We start from the raw sequence: 16,225 nt of genomic DNA on the forward strand, positions 1-16,225 counted from the left end.
TATTTACTCAGCTGGAACCGTTTCTAAAGCGGCTTGCTTGCTTTCTTCATTCGGATCACTAAGCTTCACATTACGGTAACGATTCATGCCAGTACCTGCAGGAATCAGCTTACCGATGATAACATTTTCTTTAAGACCGAGCAACTTATCCACTTTACCCTTAATCGCTGCATCCGTCAAGACGCGGGTAGTTTCCTGGAAAGAAGCCGCAGACAGGAAGGAGTCTGTTTCCAAAGAGGCTTTGGTAATACCGAGCAGCACTGGCTTAGCAACCGCAGGCTCGTTACCGGCCAGAATGGCTTCCTTATTGGCTGCTTCATATTCATGAATATCCGCAAAAGCACCCGGCAGGAGAGTGGTGTCTCCGGCATCGATGATACGGATTTTGCGCAGCATCTGCTTAATCATAACTTCAATGTGCTTATCATTGATCTCAACGCCCTGGTTACGGTATACACGCTGTACTTCTTGCAGAATGTAGTTCTGTACCCCGCGGATCCCTTTGATACGCAGCATTTCTTTAGGGTCGATAGAACCGTCTGTCAATTCATCGCCGGCTTCAATCTCCTGGCCTTCACTGACACGCAGACGGGAACCGTAAGTGATGGAATAGGTCTTGGACTCTGCTTCACCCTGGACTTCGATTTCACGGCGGTCCTTAGTTTCACGAATTTCCTTAACTACCCCGTCAATTTCACTGATTGTCGCCTGACCTTTAGGGTTACGGGCTTCAAACAACTCCTGGATACGCGGCAAACCTTGCGTGATATCGTCTCCGGCAACACCGCCGGTATGGAATGTACGCATGGTAAGCTGTGTTCCTGGTTCACCGATGGATTGTGCGGCAATAATGCCGACAGCTTCCCCAATTTCCACGAATTTACCTGTTGCCAGGTTACGTCCGTAGCACTTCTTGCAGACACCATGACGGGCACGGCAGCTCAGTACAGAGCGAATCTGCAGTTTGGTAACACCAGAATTCACAATTTCTTCAGCCTTGTCAGAGTCAATCAGATCGTTACGGTGAACGATGATTTCCTTCGTTTCCGGATGACGGACAGTCTCGAAGGAATAACGGCCTTCAATACGGTCGTAGAGATCCTCGATAACTTCCTTACCATCTTGAATCCGGCTGACAGTGAAGCCTTTATCAGTACCGCAATCTTCTTCACGGACGATGACATCCTGTGCCACGTCAACGAGACGGCGTGTCAAGTACCCGGAATCCGCTGTACGCAGCGCTGTATCGGCCAGACCTTTACGCGCTCCGTGAGTGGAGATAAAGTACTCGAGGACGGTCAGACCTTCACGGAAGTTCGCTTTGATTGGCAATTCGAAAATCCGGCCCGAAGGTGTAGCCATCAGCCCACGCATACCACCGAGCTGGGTGATCTGCGATTTGTTACCACGCGCTTTGGAGTCAACCATGAGCATGATGGAGTTGAAACGGTCCATCGATTTCAGCAGGACGTTCGTAAGTTCATCCTTAGTCTTCGACCAGATCTCGATAACACGGTCATACCGTTCATCATTGGTAATCAGACCACGGCGGTATTGATTCGCTACTACATCAACCTTAGCTTCGGATTCTTTAAGAATTGTAGCTTTTTCCTCAGGCACGATAACGTCTGATACGGCAACCGTAACACCGGAACGTGTAGAGTACGTAAAGCCGAGTTGCTTAATTTTATCCAGAATCACTGAAGTTTTGGTAGTGTGGTAGGTTTCGAAGCAGCGGGCAATGATTAAGCCCAGATATTCTTTACCTACAGCACTGGCTTCCGGAGCAGCCATGATCAATTCACGGACATCCGCGCCTTTTTCATAGATGAAGTACTTCTCTGGTGTACCCTGCAGCAGGTTAGTTTTGGTAGCTTCATTGATGTATGGGAAACTGCTTGGATAGATTTCGTTGAAGATAATCTTACCCACCGTTGTAATCAGCAATGCATTCTGCTGTGCCTCTGTAAAGTTGGTTTTACCCAGTGCCTTAACAGGAATAGCTACACGCGCATGCAGACCAGCGGTTCCGCGTTGGTAAGCTGAAACAGCCTCGTTCACGGTACGCAGAATCATGCCTGTTCCTTTTTCTTCCTTGTTGTCCATGGTCAGATAGAATGTACCAAGGACCATATCCTGGGAAGGTGTAACAACCGGCTTACCATCTTTAGGGTTGAGAATGTTACCGGATGCCAACATGAGAATACGGGCTTCAGCTTGAGCTTCAGCGGATAGAGGAACGTGTACCGCCATCTGGTCACCGTCAAAGTCGGCATTGTACGCCGTACATACGAGCGGGTGAAGACGGATCGCGTGACCTTCTACCAAAATCGGTTCAAACGCCTGGATACCCAGTCTATGCAGTGTAGGAGCACGGTTCAGCAGAACCGGATGCTCTCTGATTACTTCTTCAAGTACATCCCAGACTTCAGGACTTACGCGCTCAACCTTGCGTTTCGCGCTCTTGATGTTGTGGGCAAGGCCCTTATTAACCAATTCTTTCATTACAAACGGTTTGAAGAGTTCCAGTGCCATCTTCTTAGGAAGACCGCATTGGTACATCTTGAGGTAAGGCCCTACGACGATAACGGAACGTCCGGAATAGTCAACGCGCTTACCAAGCAAGTTCTGGCGGAAACGCCCTTGTTTACCTTTCAGCATATGGCTGAGCGATTTGAGCGGACGGTTACCAGGACCTGTTACAGGACGGCCGCGGCGGCCATTGTCGATCAGGGCATCAACAGCTTCCTGAAGCATCCGTTTCTCATTCTGCACGATAATATCAGGAGCACCGAGATCCAGCAGTCTCTTCAGACGGTTGTTACGGTTAATTACACGGCGGTACAGGTCGTTAAGGTCAGACGTAGCAAAACGGCCGCCGTCGAGCTGAACCATAGGGCGAAGCTCCGGAGGAATGACCGGGAGCACATCCATGATCATCCAGTCAGGCTTGTTGCCGGAGTTGCGGAAAGCCTCAATAACTTCCAGACGTTTGATCGCCCGGTTGCGGCGCTGGCCTTGGGCCGTGCGCAGCTCTTCTTTGAGGAATTCCAGTTCTTTATCGATATCGATATCCTGAAGCAGCTTTTTGACGGCTTCAGCACCCATGCCGGCCTGGAACCCGTAGCCGTATTTCTCACGGTAGCTGCGGTATTCTTTCTCAGACAGCAGTTGTTTCTTCTCCAGAGGAGTTTCACCCGGATCGGTTACAACATAAGATGCAAAGTAGATAATCTCTTCAAGCGATCTCGGAGACATATCCAGTGCCAGACCCATACGGCTCGGAATACCTTTGAAATACCAGATATGAGATACCGGAGCTGCCAGCTCGATGTGGCCCATACGTTCGCGGCGGACTTTAGCGCGGGTAACTTCCACGCCGCAGCGGTCGCACACAACGCCCTTATAACGGACGCGTTTGTATTTACCACAGTGACATTCCCAGTCTTTTTGCGGTCCGAAGATGCGTTCGCAAAAAAGACCCTCTTTTTCCGGTTTCAAAGTACGATAGTTAATGGTCTCCGGTTTTTTTACTTCTCCGCGGGACCAAGAACGAATTTTTTCCGGGGAAGCGAGCCCGATTTTCATAAATTCAAAATTGTTAACGTCCAACAAGGAGCAACCCTCCTTAACCTATATCCTGATTTAGTACCGCAGGCCCTCTGTAGACGGTAAGGTCAACAGAGGGCGCGGTCCTTTGTATAACGAAATTAGTGGCTTGCTGGTGAACTACTCTATGCCGACTTCTGCGCCTTCCAAATTGAGGCTCAGCTTGTCGCCTGACGTCTCGTCCTCATCGTCCAGTTCCTTCATCTCGATCTCCTGCTCGTCACCGCTAAGGATCTTAACATCCATACCCAGCGACTGCAGCTCCTTGATCAATACCTTGAACGATTCCGGGACACCCGGTTCTGGAACATTTTCACCTTTGACGATGGATTCGTACGTTTTCACACGGCCGACCACGTCATCGGATTTCACGGTCAAAATTTCTTGCAGTGTATACGCCGCGCCGTAAGCTTCAAGCGCCCACACTTCCATTTCCCCGAAACGCTGTCCGCCGAACTGAGCTTTACCGCCCAGTGGCTGCTGTGTAACGAGTGAGTAAGGACCTGTAGAACGGGCATGAATCTTATCGTCAACCATGTGCGCCAGCTTGATCATGTGCATGACGCCGACAGTAACTTCACGCTCGAAGCGCTCACCTGTACGTCCGTCATAAAGCACAGTCTTACCATTACGCTGCATACCGGCTTCTTCCATCGTATCGAACACGTCATACTCACGTGCCCCGTCAAATACCGGAGTAGCCACATGAATACCCAGACGCAGTGCAGCCATACCGATATGGACTTCCAGCACCTGTCCGATGTTCATACGGGAAGGTACACCCAGCGGGTTCAAGACTACCTGTACCGGTGTACCGTCCGGAAGGAACGGCATATCTTCTTCAGGCAGGATACGGGCAACGACACCCTTGTTACCGTGACGTCCGGCCATCTTGTCACCTTCAGAAATTTTACGCTTCTGAGCGATGTAGACGCGAACCAGCTGATTCACACCTGGAGGCAGCTCATCACCGTTCTCACGGGTGAACACCTTAACGTCAACGATAATACCATCACTACCATGAGGAACGCGCAAGGAGGTATCGCGGACTTCACGAGCCTTCTCACCGAAGATAGCGTGCAGCAGGCGTTCTTCAGCAGTCAGTTCAGTTACGCCCTTAGGAGTAACTTTACCTACGAGAATATCGCCGGCATTGATTTCCGCACCGATACGGATGATTCCGCGCTCATCCAGATTGCGGAGCGCCTCTTCACCAACGTTTGGAATATCACGCGTGATCTCTTCAGGTCCGAGCTTTGTGTCACGGGCTTCGGATTCGTATTCCTCGATATGGATCGAAGTGTATACATCTTCCTTAACCAGCTTCTCACTCAGCAGGATCGCATCCTCGTAGTTGTAACCTTCCCAAGTCATGAATGCAACGACTACGTTACGGCCAAGAGCAAGTTCGCCCATTTCTGTGGAAGGTCCGTCTGCCAGAATGTCACCTTTCTTAACAATGTCGCCGCGTTTAGCCAGCGGACGTTGATTAATACAGGTACCTTGGTTCGAACGCATAAATTTGTGTAATTTATATTTAACGATATCGCCTTTAACTTCCTTGCCTTCAACTGCCTCTACACGGCGCAGCCAGATTTCATTGGCAGAAGAACGTTCGATAATACCGTCATATTTGGAGACAATACATACGCCCGAATCCTTGGCGGATTTATGTTCCATCCCTGTGCCGACAAGCGGAGCTTTCGGAATCAGAAGCGGAACGGCCTGCCGCTGCATGTTCGATCCCATCAGTGCGCGGTTGGAGTCATCGTTCTCAAGGAACGGAATGAGCGCCGTAGCGACCGACACAACCTGCTTAGGGGAAACGTCCATGTAGTCAACACGGTTACTAGGCATTGTAGTAATGTTATCTGAATCTTTGTTGTAACGAACGATAACCATGTCTTCCTTAAATGTACCATTGTCGTCAATCTGCACATTCGCCTGGGCAACTACATAGTTATCTTCTTCATCAGCGGTCAGGTAATCGATTTGTTCCGTAACCTTGCCAGTCTTCGGATCCACCCAACGATACGGAGCTTCGATAAAGCCGTATTCATTGATGCGTGCAAAGGTCGACAAAGAGTTGATCAGACCGATATTCGGACCTTCCGGTGTTTCGATAGGACACATACGGCCGTAGTGACTGTGATGTACGTCGCGGACTTCAAAGCCTGCGCGTTCACGGGTCAGACCGCCGGGTCCGAGTGCCGATAGACGGCGTTTGTGCGTAAGTTCAGCTAGCGGGTTCGTCTGATCCATAAACTGGGACAGCTGCGAACTACCGAAGAACTCTTTGATGGACGCGATAACCGGGCGGATGTTGATCAGTGCCTGCGGTGTAATTGCATTGGCATCCTGAATCGACATTCTCTCGCGGACTACGCGTTCCATACGGGACAGACCGATACGGAACTGATTCTGCAAGAGTTCCCCTACAGAACGCAGACGACGGTTACCCAGGTGGTCGATATCATCCGTATTACCGATACCGTGCAGCAAATTAATAAAGTAGCTGATTGAGGATATAATATCAGCCTGAGTAATATGCTTGACCGACTTGTCAATGTTGCCATTGGCGATCAGCTTGATAATCCGGCCTTCTTCAATTGGCGAGAATACGTCAATCGTCTGCAGCGGAATATCTTCACTGTCCATGACCCCGCCGGTTACACGGTAGTTCTTGCCAGCCACATTCTTCTCGAAATAAGGAATCAGCTCATCAAGCAGGCGGCGGTCAACCATTTGTCCGGATTCTGCCAGAATTTCTCCTGTAGACTCATCCACCAAAGGCTGTGCCAGACGCTGGTTGAATAGACGATTCTTGATATGCAGCTTTTTGTTGATTTTGTAACGGCCAACATTGGCCAAATCATAACGTTTCGGATCAAAGAAACGTGCGACCAATAGGCTCTTGGCATTGTCAAGTGTCGGTGGTTCGCCCGGACGCAGACGCTCGTAAATTTCAATAAGCGCCTTCTCCGTGGAGTCCGTGTTGTCTTTATCCAGCGTATTGCGAATATATTCATCATTGCCAAGCAGTTCCAGAATTTCTGCATCACTGCCGAAGCCTAGAGCACGTAGAAGCACGGTTACCGGGATCTTACGGGTCCGGTCGATACGGACATACATGATGTCCTTAGCGTCGGTCTCCAGCTCCAGCCAAGCTCCGCGATTCGGAATTACTGTGGCGGTGTAGGTTTTTTTTCCGTTCTTATCCACTTTTGTGCTGAAATAGACGCTTGGAGAGCGAACCAACTGGCTGACAATAACCCGTTCCGCACCATTGATAATAAAAGTGCCGGTTTCCGTCATCAGCGGGAAATCTCCCATGAACACTTCCTGCTCTTTGACCTCACCGGTCTCCTTATTGATGAGACGCACCTTCACACGCAGAGGAGCCGCATATGTCACGTCCCGCTCTTTAGCGTCGTCAACCGTATACTTCGGTTCACCCAGGCTGTAATCAATGAACTCTAGTACCAAATTCCCTGTGAAATCCTGGATCGGCGAGATGTCCTGGAACATTTCCCGCAATCCTTCCTCCAAAAACCAGTCATAAGATTTTTGTTGGATCTCGATCAGGTTCGGGACCTCGAGTACCTCGTTAATTCTCGCATAGCTCCGCCGAGTGCGTCGACCATACTGAACAAGATGTCCTGCCAACTTTACTCACCCCTCATGTCTACTCACTTAAAAATTGATTGCGAACCCTTGTTTGGACCCGTATAATGGAACCATAACACAAGGATTCAGCCATAAATACAGAAAAGCCCCTTATCGAAATCTTTCGAAAAAAGAGCACATCTATCCACGGCCAAAATACTCCTTATCCAGTAGATTTGCCCAAAACGTGCGTATTATACGTCACCAAGCAACAGTTTATGCGCTATTATCTATTGTCCCGGCGACCTTCGCCGTGACAGGAACATAGAGAACGGAATTCGCAAAAACCTGCCGTACGGCATGCGCTTACCGGGCGACAATATATCACTTGACATTTCAGCAAACTAAAGACATGGAGCCTAGCTTAATACTGACATTTTATAATAATAACACTATCAACATTCCATGTCAATAAGTATTAATATTTTTTTATTTCTTCGCTTTAATAATGCGATAGCCCTTGTCTTTCCCCACTTCTTCCACGTCCGAGAATAAGCTCTCCAGCTTGGCGGCGGCCGATGGTGCCCCCTGCTTCTTCTGGATAACAATCCACAGACTTCCACCCTCATTCAAATGCGCATGTGCCTGCTCAAAAATCTCATGTACTACAGCCTTGCCTGCACGAATCGGCGGGTTAGTAAGAACCACATCGAATGTACGCCCCTGCACTGCTGACAGCACATCACTTTCCATAACCGTAACATTGCGGATTCCGTTATGCTGCGCATTCTCGCGGGCAAGCTCTACTGCACGGCTGTTGATATCAATCATCGTCACATGTCCCTTGGGGGCAAGGAGTGCCGCACTAATCCCTATCGGACCGTACCCACAGCCCACATCCAGTACCTGAGCCCCATCCGGAATCTCCATCGCTTCAATCAGAACTCGGCTGCCATGATCAATATCCCCTTTGGAAAAAACACCGGCGTCGCTTGTAAAGCGGAGGCTTCTGCCTCTCAGTACCGTATCAATGCTTCGTCTGTCATGACGTGCTTCCGGCTGCTGCGAGTAATAATGCTGCGACATACAATCCTCCCTTTCACTTGGTTCTAATATTCATAGCATATCTTATAGAGCAACCCCCTTGAACAAGTTCAAGGGGGTTGCAAGAACCGGAACGAATCACTTCATATCCGGAGCAGTACCTGCTTAAATCAAATTATTTTACTTCTACAGAAGCGCCTGCTTCTTCCAATTTTGCTTTGGTAGCTTCTGCTTCTTCTTTGCTTACTTTTTCTTTGATTGCTTTTGGAGCGTTGTCTACAACGTCTTTAGCTTCTTTCAAGCCAAGACCTGTGATTTCGCGAACGATTTTGATAACGTTGATTTTGGAAGCGCCAGCGCCTGTCAAAATTACGTCGAATTCGGATTGCTCTTCTTCAACAGCTGCTACTGCGCCGCCAGCCGCTACTGGAGCTGCTGCAGTTACGCCGAATTCTTCTTCGATTGCTTTAACCAGGTCGTTCAGTTCCAATACGCTCATGCCTTTAATTTCTTCCAAGATTGTTTCTTTGCTCATGATTGAACCTCCATTATATTTGAATTGGTTTGTGGTATTAATTATGAAGCTAGAAGCAAAGGCTTACGCGCTTTGTTCTTCTTTCTCAGCAACAGCTTTAACTGCAAGCGCGAAGTTGCGGATTGGAGCTTGAAGCACGCTAAGCAGCATGGACAGCAAACCCTCGCGGGATGGAAGCTCTGCCAGTGCTTTCAGTTGGTCAGCGTCGATAACGCGACCTTCTACAACGCCGCCTTTAAGTTTCAGAGCGTCGTTCTTCTTAGCGAAGTCGTTCAAAATTTTGGCTGCTACTACCGCATCAGTTTCACTGAAAGCGATCGCTGTAGGACCAGTCAGGACAGCGTCCAGATCAGTCAACTCAGCCGCTGCAGTTGCACGGCGAAGCAATGTATTCTTCAGGACTTGAAAATCAACGCCAGCTTCACGAAGCTGCTTACGCAGTTCAGTCACTTGCGAAACGTTCAATCCACGGTAGTCCGCAACAACAGTAGAGATACTGTTCTGCAGTTTGCCAGTTACAACATCAACCGCATCCTGTTTAGCTTGGATTACTTTTGCATTTGCCAATTGTATACACCTCCTGAAAATTTATGTGACGGCGATTATTCCGGGGAATCCGCGCCGCTCCTACGCAGGCATTAGAAAAGCCTCCGCAGATTCACGAAGGCTTGATAAAACGGAAAGCAGTCAGGCGAGCCTGTTACTTTTTGTTTCTATCACAACACCTCGGTAGGAAATTAAGCCCTACGGCACCTACTGTCTACGGTAAGCATATTCGAATTCAAGATTGATCACCTTAATGTTCACAACTGTTATAGATTATCAAAGATGACTCAAAGAGTCAACCCTTAATTATCTGAAAGCAGCTGCGTTCACGCGAGCGCTAGGTCCCATTGTGGACGAAATAGCGATGCCTTTAAGGTATACACCTTTAGCAGCAGCCGGTTTCGCACGGTTCAGAGCGTCGATGAGGGATTTAAGGTTCTCGTTCAGTTGTTCAGCGTTGAAAGACACTTTGCCGATTGGCGCGTGAATTTGGCCCGCTTTGTCAAGACGATATTCGATTTTACCGGCTTTGATTTCTTGAACAGCCTTGGTAACGTCGAAAGTAACTGTACCTGCTTTAGGGTTAGGCATAAGGCCTTTACCACCGAGCAGACGACCCAGTTTACCGACTTCACTCATCATATCAGGTGTAGCTACGCAGACATCAAATTCAAACCAGCCCTGTTGAATTTTGTTGATCATATCAGCATCACCAACAAAATCCGCGCCAGCAGCTTCCGCTTCTTTCGCTTTTTCACCTTTTGCAAATACCAGCACGCGTTGAGTTTTGCCTGTGCCGTGAGGCAGGACAACAACACCACGAACAGCTTGGTCTTGTTTACGCGGGTCTACACCCAGACGAACTGCTGCTTCAACGGTTTCGTCGAATTTGGCAGTTGCCGCCTTTTTCACAAGCTCTACAGCTTCTGAAGGCTCGTAAGTTGCTTCGCTGTTGATCAGCTTAGCAGATTCTTGGTATTTCTTACCATGTTTAGCCATGAAAATGTTCCTCCTTTGTGGTGTTAGCGGAAATTCCTCCCACATATTGCGGTCATGAATGACCGGTTCATCGAATACATATTAGTCTTCGATTGTGATACCCATACTGCGGGCAGTACCTTCAACCATACGCATTGCAGCTTCGATAGATGCAGCGTTCAGATCGGGCATTTTTGTTTCAGCAATTTCACGAACCGCTGCGCGGCCGAGCTTTGCTACTTTTTTCTTGTTTGGTTCACCGGATCCTTTTTCTACTTTTGCAGCGATGCGAAGCAGAACAGCAGCCGGAGGAGTTTTAGTGATGAAGGTAAAGGAACGGTCTTCAAATACTGTAATTTCAACCGGGATGATCAGGCCAGCCTGGTCGGCAGTACGGGCGTTGAATTCCTTACAGAATGCCATGATGTTGACACCTGCTTGACCTAACGCCGGACCTACTGGAGGCGCTGGATTCGCTTTCCCTGCAGGAATCTGCAGTTTCACCATTTTAATAACTTTTTTAGCCATGAGTGACACCTCCTTGCGTAAATAGTGGTATTCGAACGCTAGTTAGCGTTCTCCCACAAGAAACCCTTGCGCTTGTTATATCTTCTCCACTTGAGTGAAATCCAACTCGAGCGGGGTTTCCCGTCCAAACATGTTGACATGTACCTTGATCTTGCTTTTGTCTACCAAAATTTCTTCCACGGAGCCCACAAAATTCGCAAACGGACCGACCATAATACGTACGGATTCCTTAATTTCGAAATCAATCTTCGCTTTAGGTTCAACCATGCCCATATGCTTCAGAATTTGTTCAACCTCTTCAGGAAGCAAAGCGGTAGGCTTGGACCCGGAACCCGTTGAACCGACAAATCCGGTAACGCCCGGCGTATTGCGGACTACATACCATGAATCATCAGTCTGAACCATTTCGACCAAAACATAACCAGGGTAAACTTTGCGCATGACAGTTTTTTTCTTGCCATCCTTGTTTACAATTTCTTCTTCCATAGGAACAAGAACGCGGAATATTTTGTCTTCCATGCCCATGGACTCAACGCGTTTTTCCAAATTGGCCTTGACCTTATTCTCATACCCGGAATAGGTATGAACGACATACCATCTTTTTTCCATATCAAGCCACCTGGGACCTCTCTAAATAATCGCTTCAATCACAGCGGAAATACCGATGTCCAGAACCCAGAAGTAAAGAGCGATAACTACAATTGTACCGAGAACGATCAATGTATAGTTTTTCAGTTCTTTACGGCTAGGCCAGCGAACCTTTTTGAGTTCACTCCAGCTCTCAGTGAAAAAGGAAAACAAAGACTTGAAACTACGTTTCACGCCGACTACACCTCCAAAGACTATCTGGTTTCGCGATGAGGAGTTTGCTCGTTACAAAACTTGCAAAATTTCTTCATCTCCAAGCGGTCGGGGTGATTTCGCTTGTTTTTGGTTGTTGCATAGTTTCTTTGTTTGCAACTTGTACAAGCCAAAGTGATAATTACCCGCATGATATGCACCTCCCGAAGACGTACTTCTAACGATTAAATTAGAAGACGCAAATATTGATTCAAAAAAAAAGCCGCGAATTTAGGCCTACCTAAAACACTTTAGCATAATAACATTGTCCGTGTCAACGAAAGAATTCCCCCATCGCACTGGGTATTTCCGGGTGCTGTAGCCTTGTGCCGTACGTTATCTTTGGTCTTGTCTATTCCTTTGCCACTCACTGTCTTCATTACCATTATGGATCATTCCGCATGTGGTTAAACCTGCAGCCTGCTGTTACCCAAACAAATTACATTTCCATCACGACGAAATCTTGCGGAACACTAAAAAAAGACTCGAGTCCCGAGCCTTTCTAGTTCATTATATCATTAATTGTCACGCACTTCCAGATATCTTTCCAATTTACGCTTCACTCGCTGCAGAGCATTGTCAATAGACTTCACATGCCGCTTCAAGTCCTCGGCAATCTCCTGATAGGAACGTCCATCCAGATAGAGCATCAGAACCTTGCGTTCCAGATCACTAAGGATCTCCGCCATCTTATCTTCCAGTCCGATAAACTCTTCCTGGTTGATAATCAGTTCTTCGGGATCAAGCACCTGCGTTCCGCAAATCACGTCCATCAGCGTCCGGTCGGAATCCTCATCATAGATGGGCTTGTCGAGCGAAACGTATGAGTTCAGCGGAATATGCTTCTGGCGGGTCGCCGTCTTAATGGCAGTTATAATCTGACGGGTAATGCACAGTTCGGCAAATGCCTTGAAGGAAGAGAGCTTGTCTCCCTTGAAGTCACGAATTGCCTTATACAGGCCAATCATGCCTTCCTGTACAATATCTTCACGATCTGCCCCAATCAGAAAATAAGAACGGGCCTTGGCACGTACGAAATTACGGTACTTGTTGATTAAATGTTCCAATGCGCCACTGTCGCCACCACGGAAGATCTCGACAATTTCTTCATCACTTATGAAATCATACTCGGATAGCATTAATTCCTTGAGGTCGACACTCACCAAGAATCCCCCCGGCTGCAACGCTAGACACATCGTTACTTCGCGAAATATAGGATCAGTATATATTATGTTACCTTACAACGTCAACCGAAGATTGTCCAAAAACAATCTTCTATAACATATTATGGCATTTTTCTGTAAGAATCCGATTCTGCCCCTACATTTACTGTCTGCGCCAGTCTTCGAGACGTTTACGCGTTTCCGGAGGCAGCTTGTCTTCCAGGGAGTGACGGGTCCCGCTCACACTTCCCGGTTCAATAGCCTTTTTAACCTGTTTCTGGTTTTCTTCAATCGCCAGCCTCAGTTCTCTCGCTGAGATCCGGAGCGCACCTTGCGCAAAAACAACATGCTGCTCCACAAAATCGCTGGTCGCCACAGAAATCTGTCTGCGGCGGTGAGTGAATTCTCCCACCAGCCGCTCGATGCACTCATCTGCCGTTTCCTTTTCCTTGGTGAAAAAGACCTGGACTTTCCCCTGTACAAACGACCGCCCAAGCCCCGGTACACGGTATGCATCGAATACGGCTATGACGCGCAGCCCGGAGAATGCCTGATAATCGGCCAGCATATCGAGCAGCCGGTCGCGTGCTCCCTGCATGCCGGTCTGCGACAGCGCCGCAAGTTCCGGCCAGCCGCCGATCATATTGTATCCGTCCACGAGCAGTATATCGCGCCAGTCTGCCATAGCTATTCCTGTTCTTGCCGGCGGCGGAGAACCTCGTACATAATTACACCGGCTGCTACCGAAGCATTAAGAGAGTTAATTCTTCCCGCCATCGGCAGCTTCAGCAGCACGTCACATTTCTCACGGATCAGGCGGCCCATTCCTTTATTCTCATTGCCGATAACCACCGCTACCGGTCCGGTAAAGATATCAGACCCGAAGAGATTCTGGTCCGTATCCACATCGGTTCCAACCACCCACACTCCCAGTTCTTTCAGCCGGTCTATCGTCTGGCCCAGATTGGTTACGCGTGCAACGGGCACATATTCCACTGCACCGGCAGAGGTTTTGGATACTGTTGCCGTAATCTGCGCGGAACGCCGCTTCGGTACAATAACACCATGTACACCCGTGCAGTCAGCAGTACGCAAGATGGACCCCAGGTTATGAGGATCTTCAATTTCATCCAGCAGAAGCAGAAAAGGCGGTTCCCCCTTGGCTTCAGCAGCTGCAAGAATATCAGCAACCTCGGTGTAGGCAAAAGGTGCTGCCTGCGCCACTACGCCTTGATGCTGCACACCGGGGGCAAGCTGATCCAGCTTCCGTTTGTCTACATGCTGAATTACAATCCCTGCTTTACGGGCTTCAGCAATGATAGGTGCCGTCAGATGCTTTTGTGCCGTTTCGGCGATCCATATTTTGTTCAATGTGCGGCCGGCGCGAAGCGCTTCAAGGACTGAATGCTTGCCTGCCAATATTTCCTCTTCCGTTCTCAATTCTTCCATGTTCATGTCTCCTGTTCTAAGTACCCTTATATAACTATAAACTCCGCGGCCGAATTAAACTCATTTGGACCGGTTCAACATGTATTCGATGCTGTTATGAATAAGCTCCTGTATTCTCGCCTGTTGTCCGGTGTAATACAAATGTCCGATCAGGCATTCAAAAGCTGTGGCATGACGGTACTCCAGCACATCCGCGTTTTTGGGAATCGTGCCGGATTTGGCATTGCGCCCTCGTCTTACCACATCCTTCTCTTCCTCTGTGAGCACCGGCTCAAGATAGGCCAGAATGGTGCTCTGCGCTTTGGCCGAGACCAGTCCCGTTGCCGAGCGGTGCAGATGATTCGGACGCAGATTAGGCAGCGAAATCAGATACTGCCGCACAGCCACTTCATAAATGGCATCACCCGCATATGCCAGAACAATCGGCGAGAGCAAACGGGCAGGCTGGGATGGTTCGTACGGGAACCATGCGCTGTTCAGGTCAAACTGCCCGCTCATTTACGCCGCCACCGCATTCCCTGTGGAGTGTCTTCCAGCAGGATGCCCAGCGCATTCAGCTCATCGCGGATTGCATCGGACCGGCTCCAGTTCTTATTCTTGCGGGCTTCAGCGCGTTCAGTAATTAGACGTTCTACCTCTTCGCTGGCAACCTCTTCATCAGCCTCCGGCGTAAGACGCAGTACAGTATTCATCTCGGTAAAAGCTTTCTGCAATGCTGCAAAATCAGCGGGCAGAGCGTTATTATCAGCAAGCGTCAGATTGGCCAGGCTTACCCAGTCAAATACAGCGGTAATCGCATCCGGCGTATTGAAATCATCCTGCATTCTGGCATGGAAGTTGTTCACGATAGCCGTAAGCCGTTCCGTGATCTGCGGACTTGCCTCTCCCTCTGCTCCATCTGTATCCAGATCAAGACGATGCTTCACATTGCCTGCTGCCAGAGCGATACGTTCCACACTCTTCTCGGCAGACAGAAGTGCTTCCTCCGAGAAGTTCAGCTGATTGCGGTAATGGCTTGAAAGCATGAAATAACGGATAGTCCCTGCTTTGAAGCGTGCACGGATATCCTTCACAAGCAGACCGTTCCCCAGTGATTTCGACATTTTCTCATCGCCGATGTTCAAAAATGCGTTGTGCATCCAATAATTCGACAGCGGCTCACCCGTCAGCGCTTCTGTCTGCGCGCATTCGCATTCATGGTGCGGGAACTTCAAATCCTCTCCGCCGCCGTGGATGTCGATCGTTGTGCCCAAATATTCGCGGACCATTGCCGAGCACTCGATATGCCAGCCCGGTCGTCCCTCGCCCCATGGACTGGACCAGTGTACCTCACCCGGTTTGGCTGCCTTCCAGAGCACAAAATCCTCCTGGTTCTCCTTGCGCGAATCCACCTCTACCCGGATACCGAAGCGCAGTTCCTCCAGATTCTGGCCTGACAGCTTGCCATAATCGGCAAACTTGCCGGTACGATAATATACATCTCCGCCGTTCTCGTAGGCATAGCCCTTCTCTTCAAGCTCTTTGATGAACTCAATAATCTTATCCATACTTTCGGTAACGCGCGGATTCATCGATGCTGGCTTCACGCCTAATCCGGCCAAATCCTCCTGATAGGCAGCAATAAACATTTCCGCAACTTCTGCTACGGTGATGTTCATCTCTTCTGCTTTGCGGATCATTTTATCATCCACATCGGTAAAGTTCGTCAGATAGCGGACTTCATTGCCAAGTGCCTCCAGGTAGTTGCGCACCATATCAAACACGATTACCGGTCTGGCATTGCCGATATGCATATAGCCGTATACGGTTGGTCCGCATACGTACATTTTCACTTTGCCTGGCTCCTGCGGTACAAATACTTCTTTACTTCGCGTCATAGTGTTGTAGATCTGCAAAGACATTCTTTTTCCAATCCTTTCTGTTCCCC

15 protein-coding genes and 1 other annotated feature are annotated in these 16,225 nt (G+C 48.9%); all 15 genes read right to left on the reverse strand.

Annotated elements, in window-relative coordinates; translation table 11 throughout:
* Window positions 1-3: 3 nt before the first annotated feature.
* The 15 genes from rpoC to cysS all read right to left on the reverse strand — a co-directional run bounded on the left by rpoC (window position 4) and on the right by cysS (window position 16,199).
* Complete coding sequence (gene rpoC / locus PBOR_RS31585) at window positions 4-3,615, reverse strand: DNA-directed RNA polymerase subunit beta' (protein ID WP_042217910.1); 3,612 nt, start codon at window positions 3,613-3,615, stop codon at window positions 4-6.
* A 114-nt stretch (window positions 3,616-3,729) separates the two neighbouring features.
* On the reverse strand, window positions 3,730-7,275 hold the full coding sequence (rpoB, locus tag PBOR_RS31590) for a DNA-directed RNA polymerase subunit beta (protein ID WP_042217911.1): 3,546 nt from the start codon (window positions 7,273-7,275) through the stop codon (window positions 3,730-3,732).
* Between the two features lie 429 nt (window positions 7,276-7,704).
* Entirely contained in the window at window positions 7,705-8,301 is a 597-nt protein-coding gene (locus PBOR_RS31595) for a class I SAM-dependent methyltransferase (RefSeq protein WP_042217912.1), read from the reverse strand.
* Between the two features lie 133 nt (window positions 8,302-8,434).
* Window positions 8,435-8,794 (reverse strand): 50S ribosomal protein L7/L12, encoded by a 360-nt coding sequence (gene rplL, locus PBOR_RS31600; protein WP_039298590.1) that lies wholly within the window; start codon window positions 8,792-8,794, stop codon window positions 8,435-8,437.
* A 63-nt stretch (window positions 8,795-8,857) separates the two neighbouring features.
* Window positions 8,858-9,361: a 50S ribosomal protein L10 gene (gene rplJ / locus PBOR_RS31605; RefSeq protein ID WP_042217914.1), complete on the reverse strand. Its 504-nt coding sequence runs from the start codon at window positions 9,359-9,361 to the stop codon at window positions 8,858-8,860.
* A 64-nt stretch (window positions 9,362-9,425) separates the two neighbouring features.
* Window positions 9,426-9,578 (reverse strand) — a sequence feature (ribosomal protein L10 leader region).
* 68 nt (window positions 9,579-9,646) lie between these two features.
* Window positions 9,647-10,339 (reverse strand): 50S ribosomal protein L1, encoded by a 693-nt coding sequence (gene rplA, locus PBOR_RS31610; protein WP_039298583.1) that lies wholly within the window; start codon window positions 10,337-10,339, stop codon window positions 9,647-9,649.
* Between the two features lie 81 nt (window positions 10,340-10,420).
* Window positions 10,421-10,846 (reverse strand): 50S ribosomal protein L11, encoded by a 426-nt coding sequence (rplK, locus tag PBOR_RS31615; protein ID WP_020427083.1) that lies wholly within the window; start codon window positions 10,844-10,846, stop codon window positions 10,421-10,423.
* A gap of 75 nt (window positions 10,847-10,921) precedes the next feature.
* On the reverse strand, window positions 10,922-11,455 hold the full coding sequence (gene nusG, locus PBOR_RS31620) for a transcription termination/antitermination protein NusG (RefSeq protein ID WP_042217916.1): 534 nt from the start codon (window positions 11,453-11,455) through the stop codon (window positions 10,922-10,924).
* 21 nt (window positions 11,456-11,476) lie between these two features.
* On the reverse strand, window positions 11,477-11,668 hold the full coding sequence (gene secE / locus PBOR_RS31625) for a preprotein translocase subunit SecE (protein WP_020427085.1): 192 nt from the start codon (window positions 11,666-11,668) through the stop codon (window positions 11,477-11,479).
* Window positions 11,669-11,688: 20 nt separating this feature from the next.
* Window positions 11,689-11,838: a 50S ribosomal protein L33 gene (rpmG, locus tag PBOR_RS36535; RefSeq protein WP_074086515.1), complete on the reverse strand. Its 150-nt coding sequence runs from the start codon at window positions 11,836-11,838 to the stop codon at window positions 11,689-11,691.
* A gap of 366 nt (window positions 11,839-12,204) precedes the next feature.
* Window positions 12,205-12,849: an RNA polymerase sporulation sigma factor SigH gene (gene sigH, locus PBOR_RS31630; RefSeq protein ID WP_020427086.1), complete on the reverse strand. Its 645-nt coding sequence runs from the start codon at window positions 12,847-12,849 to the stop codon at window positions 12,205-12,207.
* Between the two features lie 163 nt (window positions 12,850-13,012).
* Window positions 13,013-13,534 (reverse strand): NYN domain-containing protein, encoded by a 522-nt coding sequence (locus tag PBOR_RS31635; protein ID WP_042217918.1) that lies wholly within the window; start codon window positions 13,532-13,534, stop codon window positions 13,013-13,015.
* 2 nt (window positions 13,535-13,536) lie between these two features.
* Window positions 13,537-14,298: a 23S rRNA (guanosine(2251)-2'-O)-methyltransferase RlmB gene (rlmB, locus tag PBOR_RS31640; protein ID WP_042217920.1), complete on the reverse strand. Its 762-nt coding sequence runs from the start codon at window positions 14,296-14,298 to the stop codon at window positions 13,537-13,539.
* Between the two features lie 60 nt (window positions 14,299-14,358).
* A complete protein-coding gene (locus PBOR_RS31645; protein WP_042217921.1) occupies window positions 14,359-14,796 on the reverse strand; it encodes a Mini-ribonuclease 3 in 438 nt (145 codons plus the stop codon).
* A complete protein-coding gene (cysS, locus tag PBOR_RS31650; RefSeq protein ID WP_042220138.1) occupies window positions 14,793-16,199 on the reverse strand; it encodes a cysteine--tRNA ligase in 1,407 nt (468 codons plus the stop codon). The genes PBOR_RS31645 and cysS overlap by 4 nt, the downstream gene beginning before the upstream one ends.
* Between the last annotated feature and the right edge of the window lie 26 nt (window positions 16,200-16,225).

The organism is Paenibacillus borealis, from assembly GCF_000758665.1.
In the GTDB taxonomy this organism is placed as follows: domain Bacteria; phylum Bacillota; class Bacilli; order Paenibacillales; family Paenibacillaceae; genus Paenibacillus_AQ; species Paenibacillus_AQ borealis.

Bases quoted from the DNA above. Each gene is read 5' to 3' on its own strand.
- PBOR_RS31595 (WP_042217912.1), bottom strand. From the start codon at position 8,301: ATGTCGCAGCATTATTACTCGCAGCAGCCGGAAGCACGTCATGACAGA.
- cysS (WP_042220138.1), bottom strand. From the start codon at position 16,199: ATGTCTTTGCAGATCTACAACACTATGACGCGAAGTAAAGAAGTATTT.
- rplL (WP_039298590.1), bottom strand. From the start codon at position 8,794: ATGAGCAAAGAAACAATCTTGGAAGAAATTAAAGGCATGAGCGTATTG.
- PBOR_RS31635 (WP_042217918.1), bottom strand. From the start codon at position 13,534: ATGGCAGACTGGCGCGATATACTGCTCGTGGACGGATACAATATGATC.
- rplK (WP_020427083.1), bottom strand. From the start codon at position 10,846: ATGGCTAAAAAAGTTATTAAAATGGTGAAACTGCAGATTCCTGCAGGG.
- rlmB (WP_042217920.1), bottom strand. From the start codon at position 14,298: ATGGAAGAATTGAGAACGGAAGAGGAAATATTGGCAGGCAAGCATTCA.
- rpmG (WP_074086515.1), bottom strand. From the start codon at position 11,838: ATGCGGGTAATTATCACTTTGGCTTGTACAAGTTGCAAACAAAGAAAC.
- rplA (WP_039298583.1), bottom strand. From the start codon at position 10,339: ATGGCTAAACATGGTAAGAAATACCAAGAATCTGCTAAGCTGATCAAC.
- nusG (WP_042217916.1), bottom strand. From the start codon at position 11,455: ATGGAAAAAAGATGGTATGTCGTTCATACCTATTCCGGGTATGAGAAT.
- PBOR_RS31645 (WP_042217921.1), bottom strand. From the start codon at position 14,796: ATGAGCGGGCAGTTTGACCTGAACAGCGCATGGTTCCCGTACGAACCA.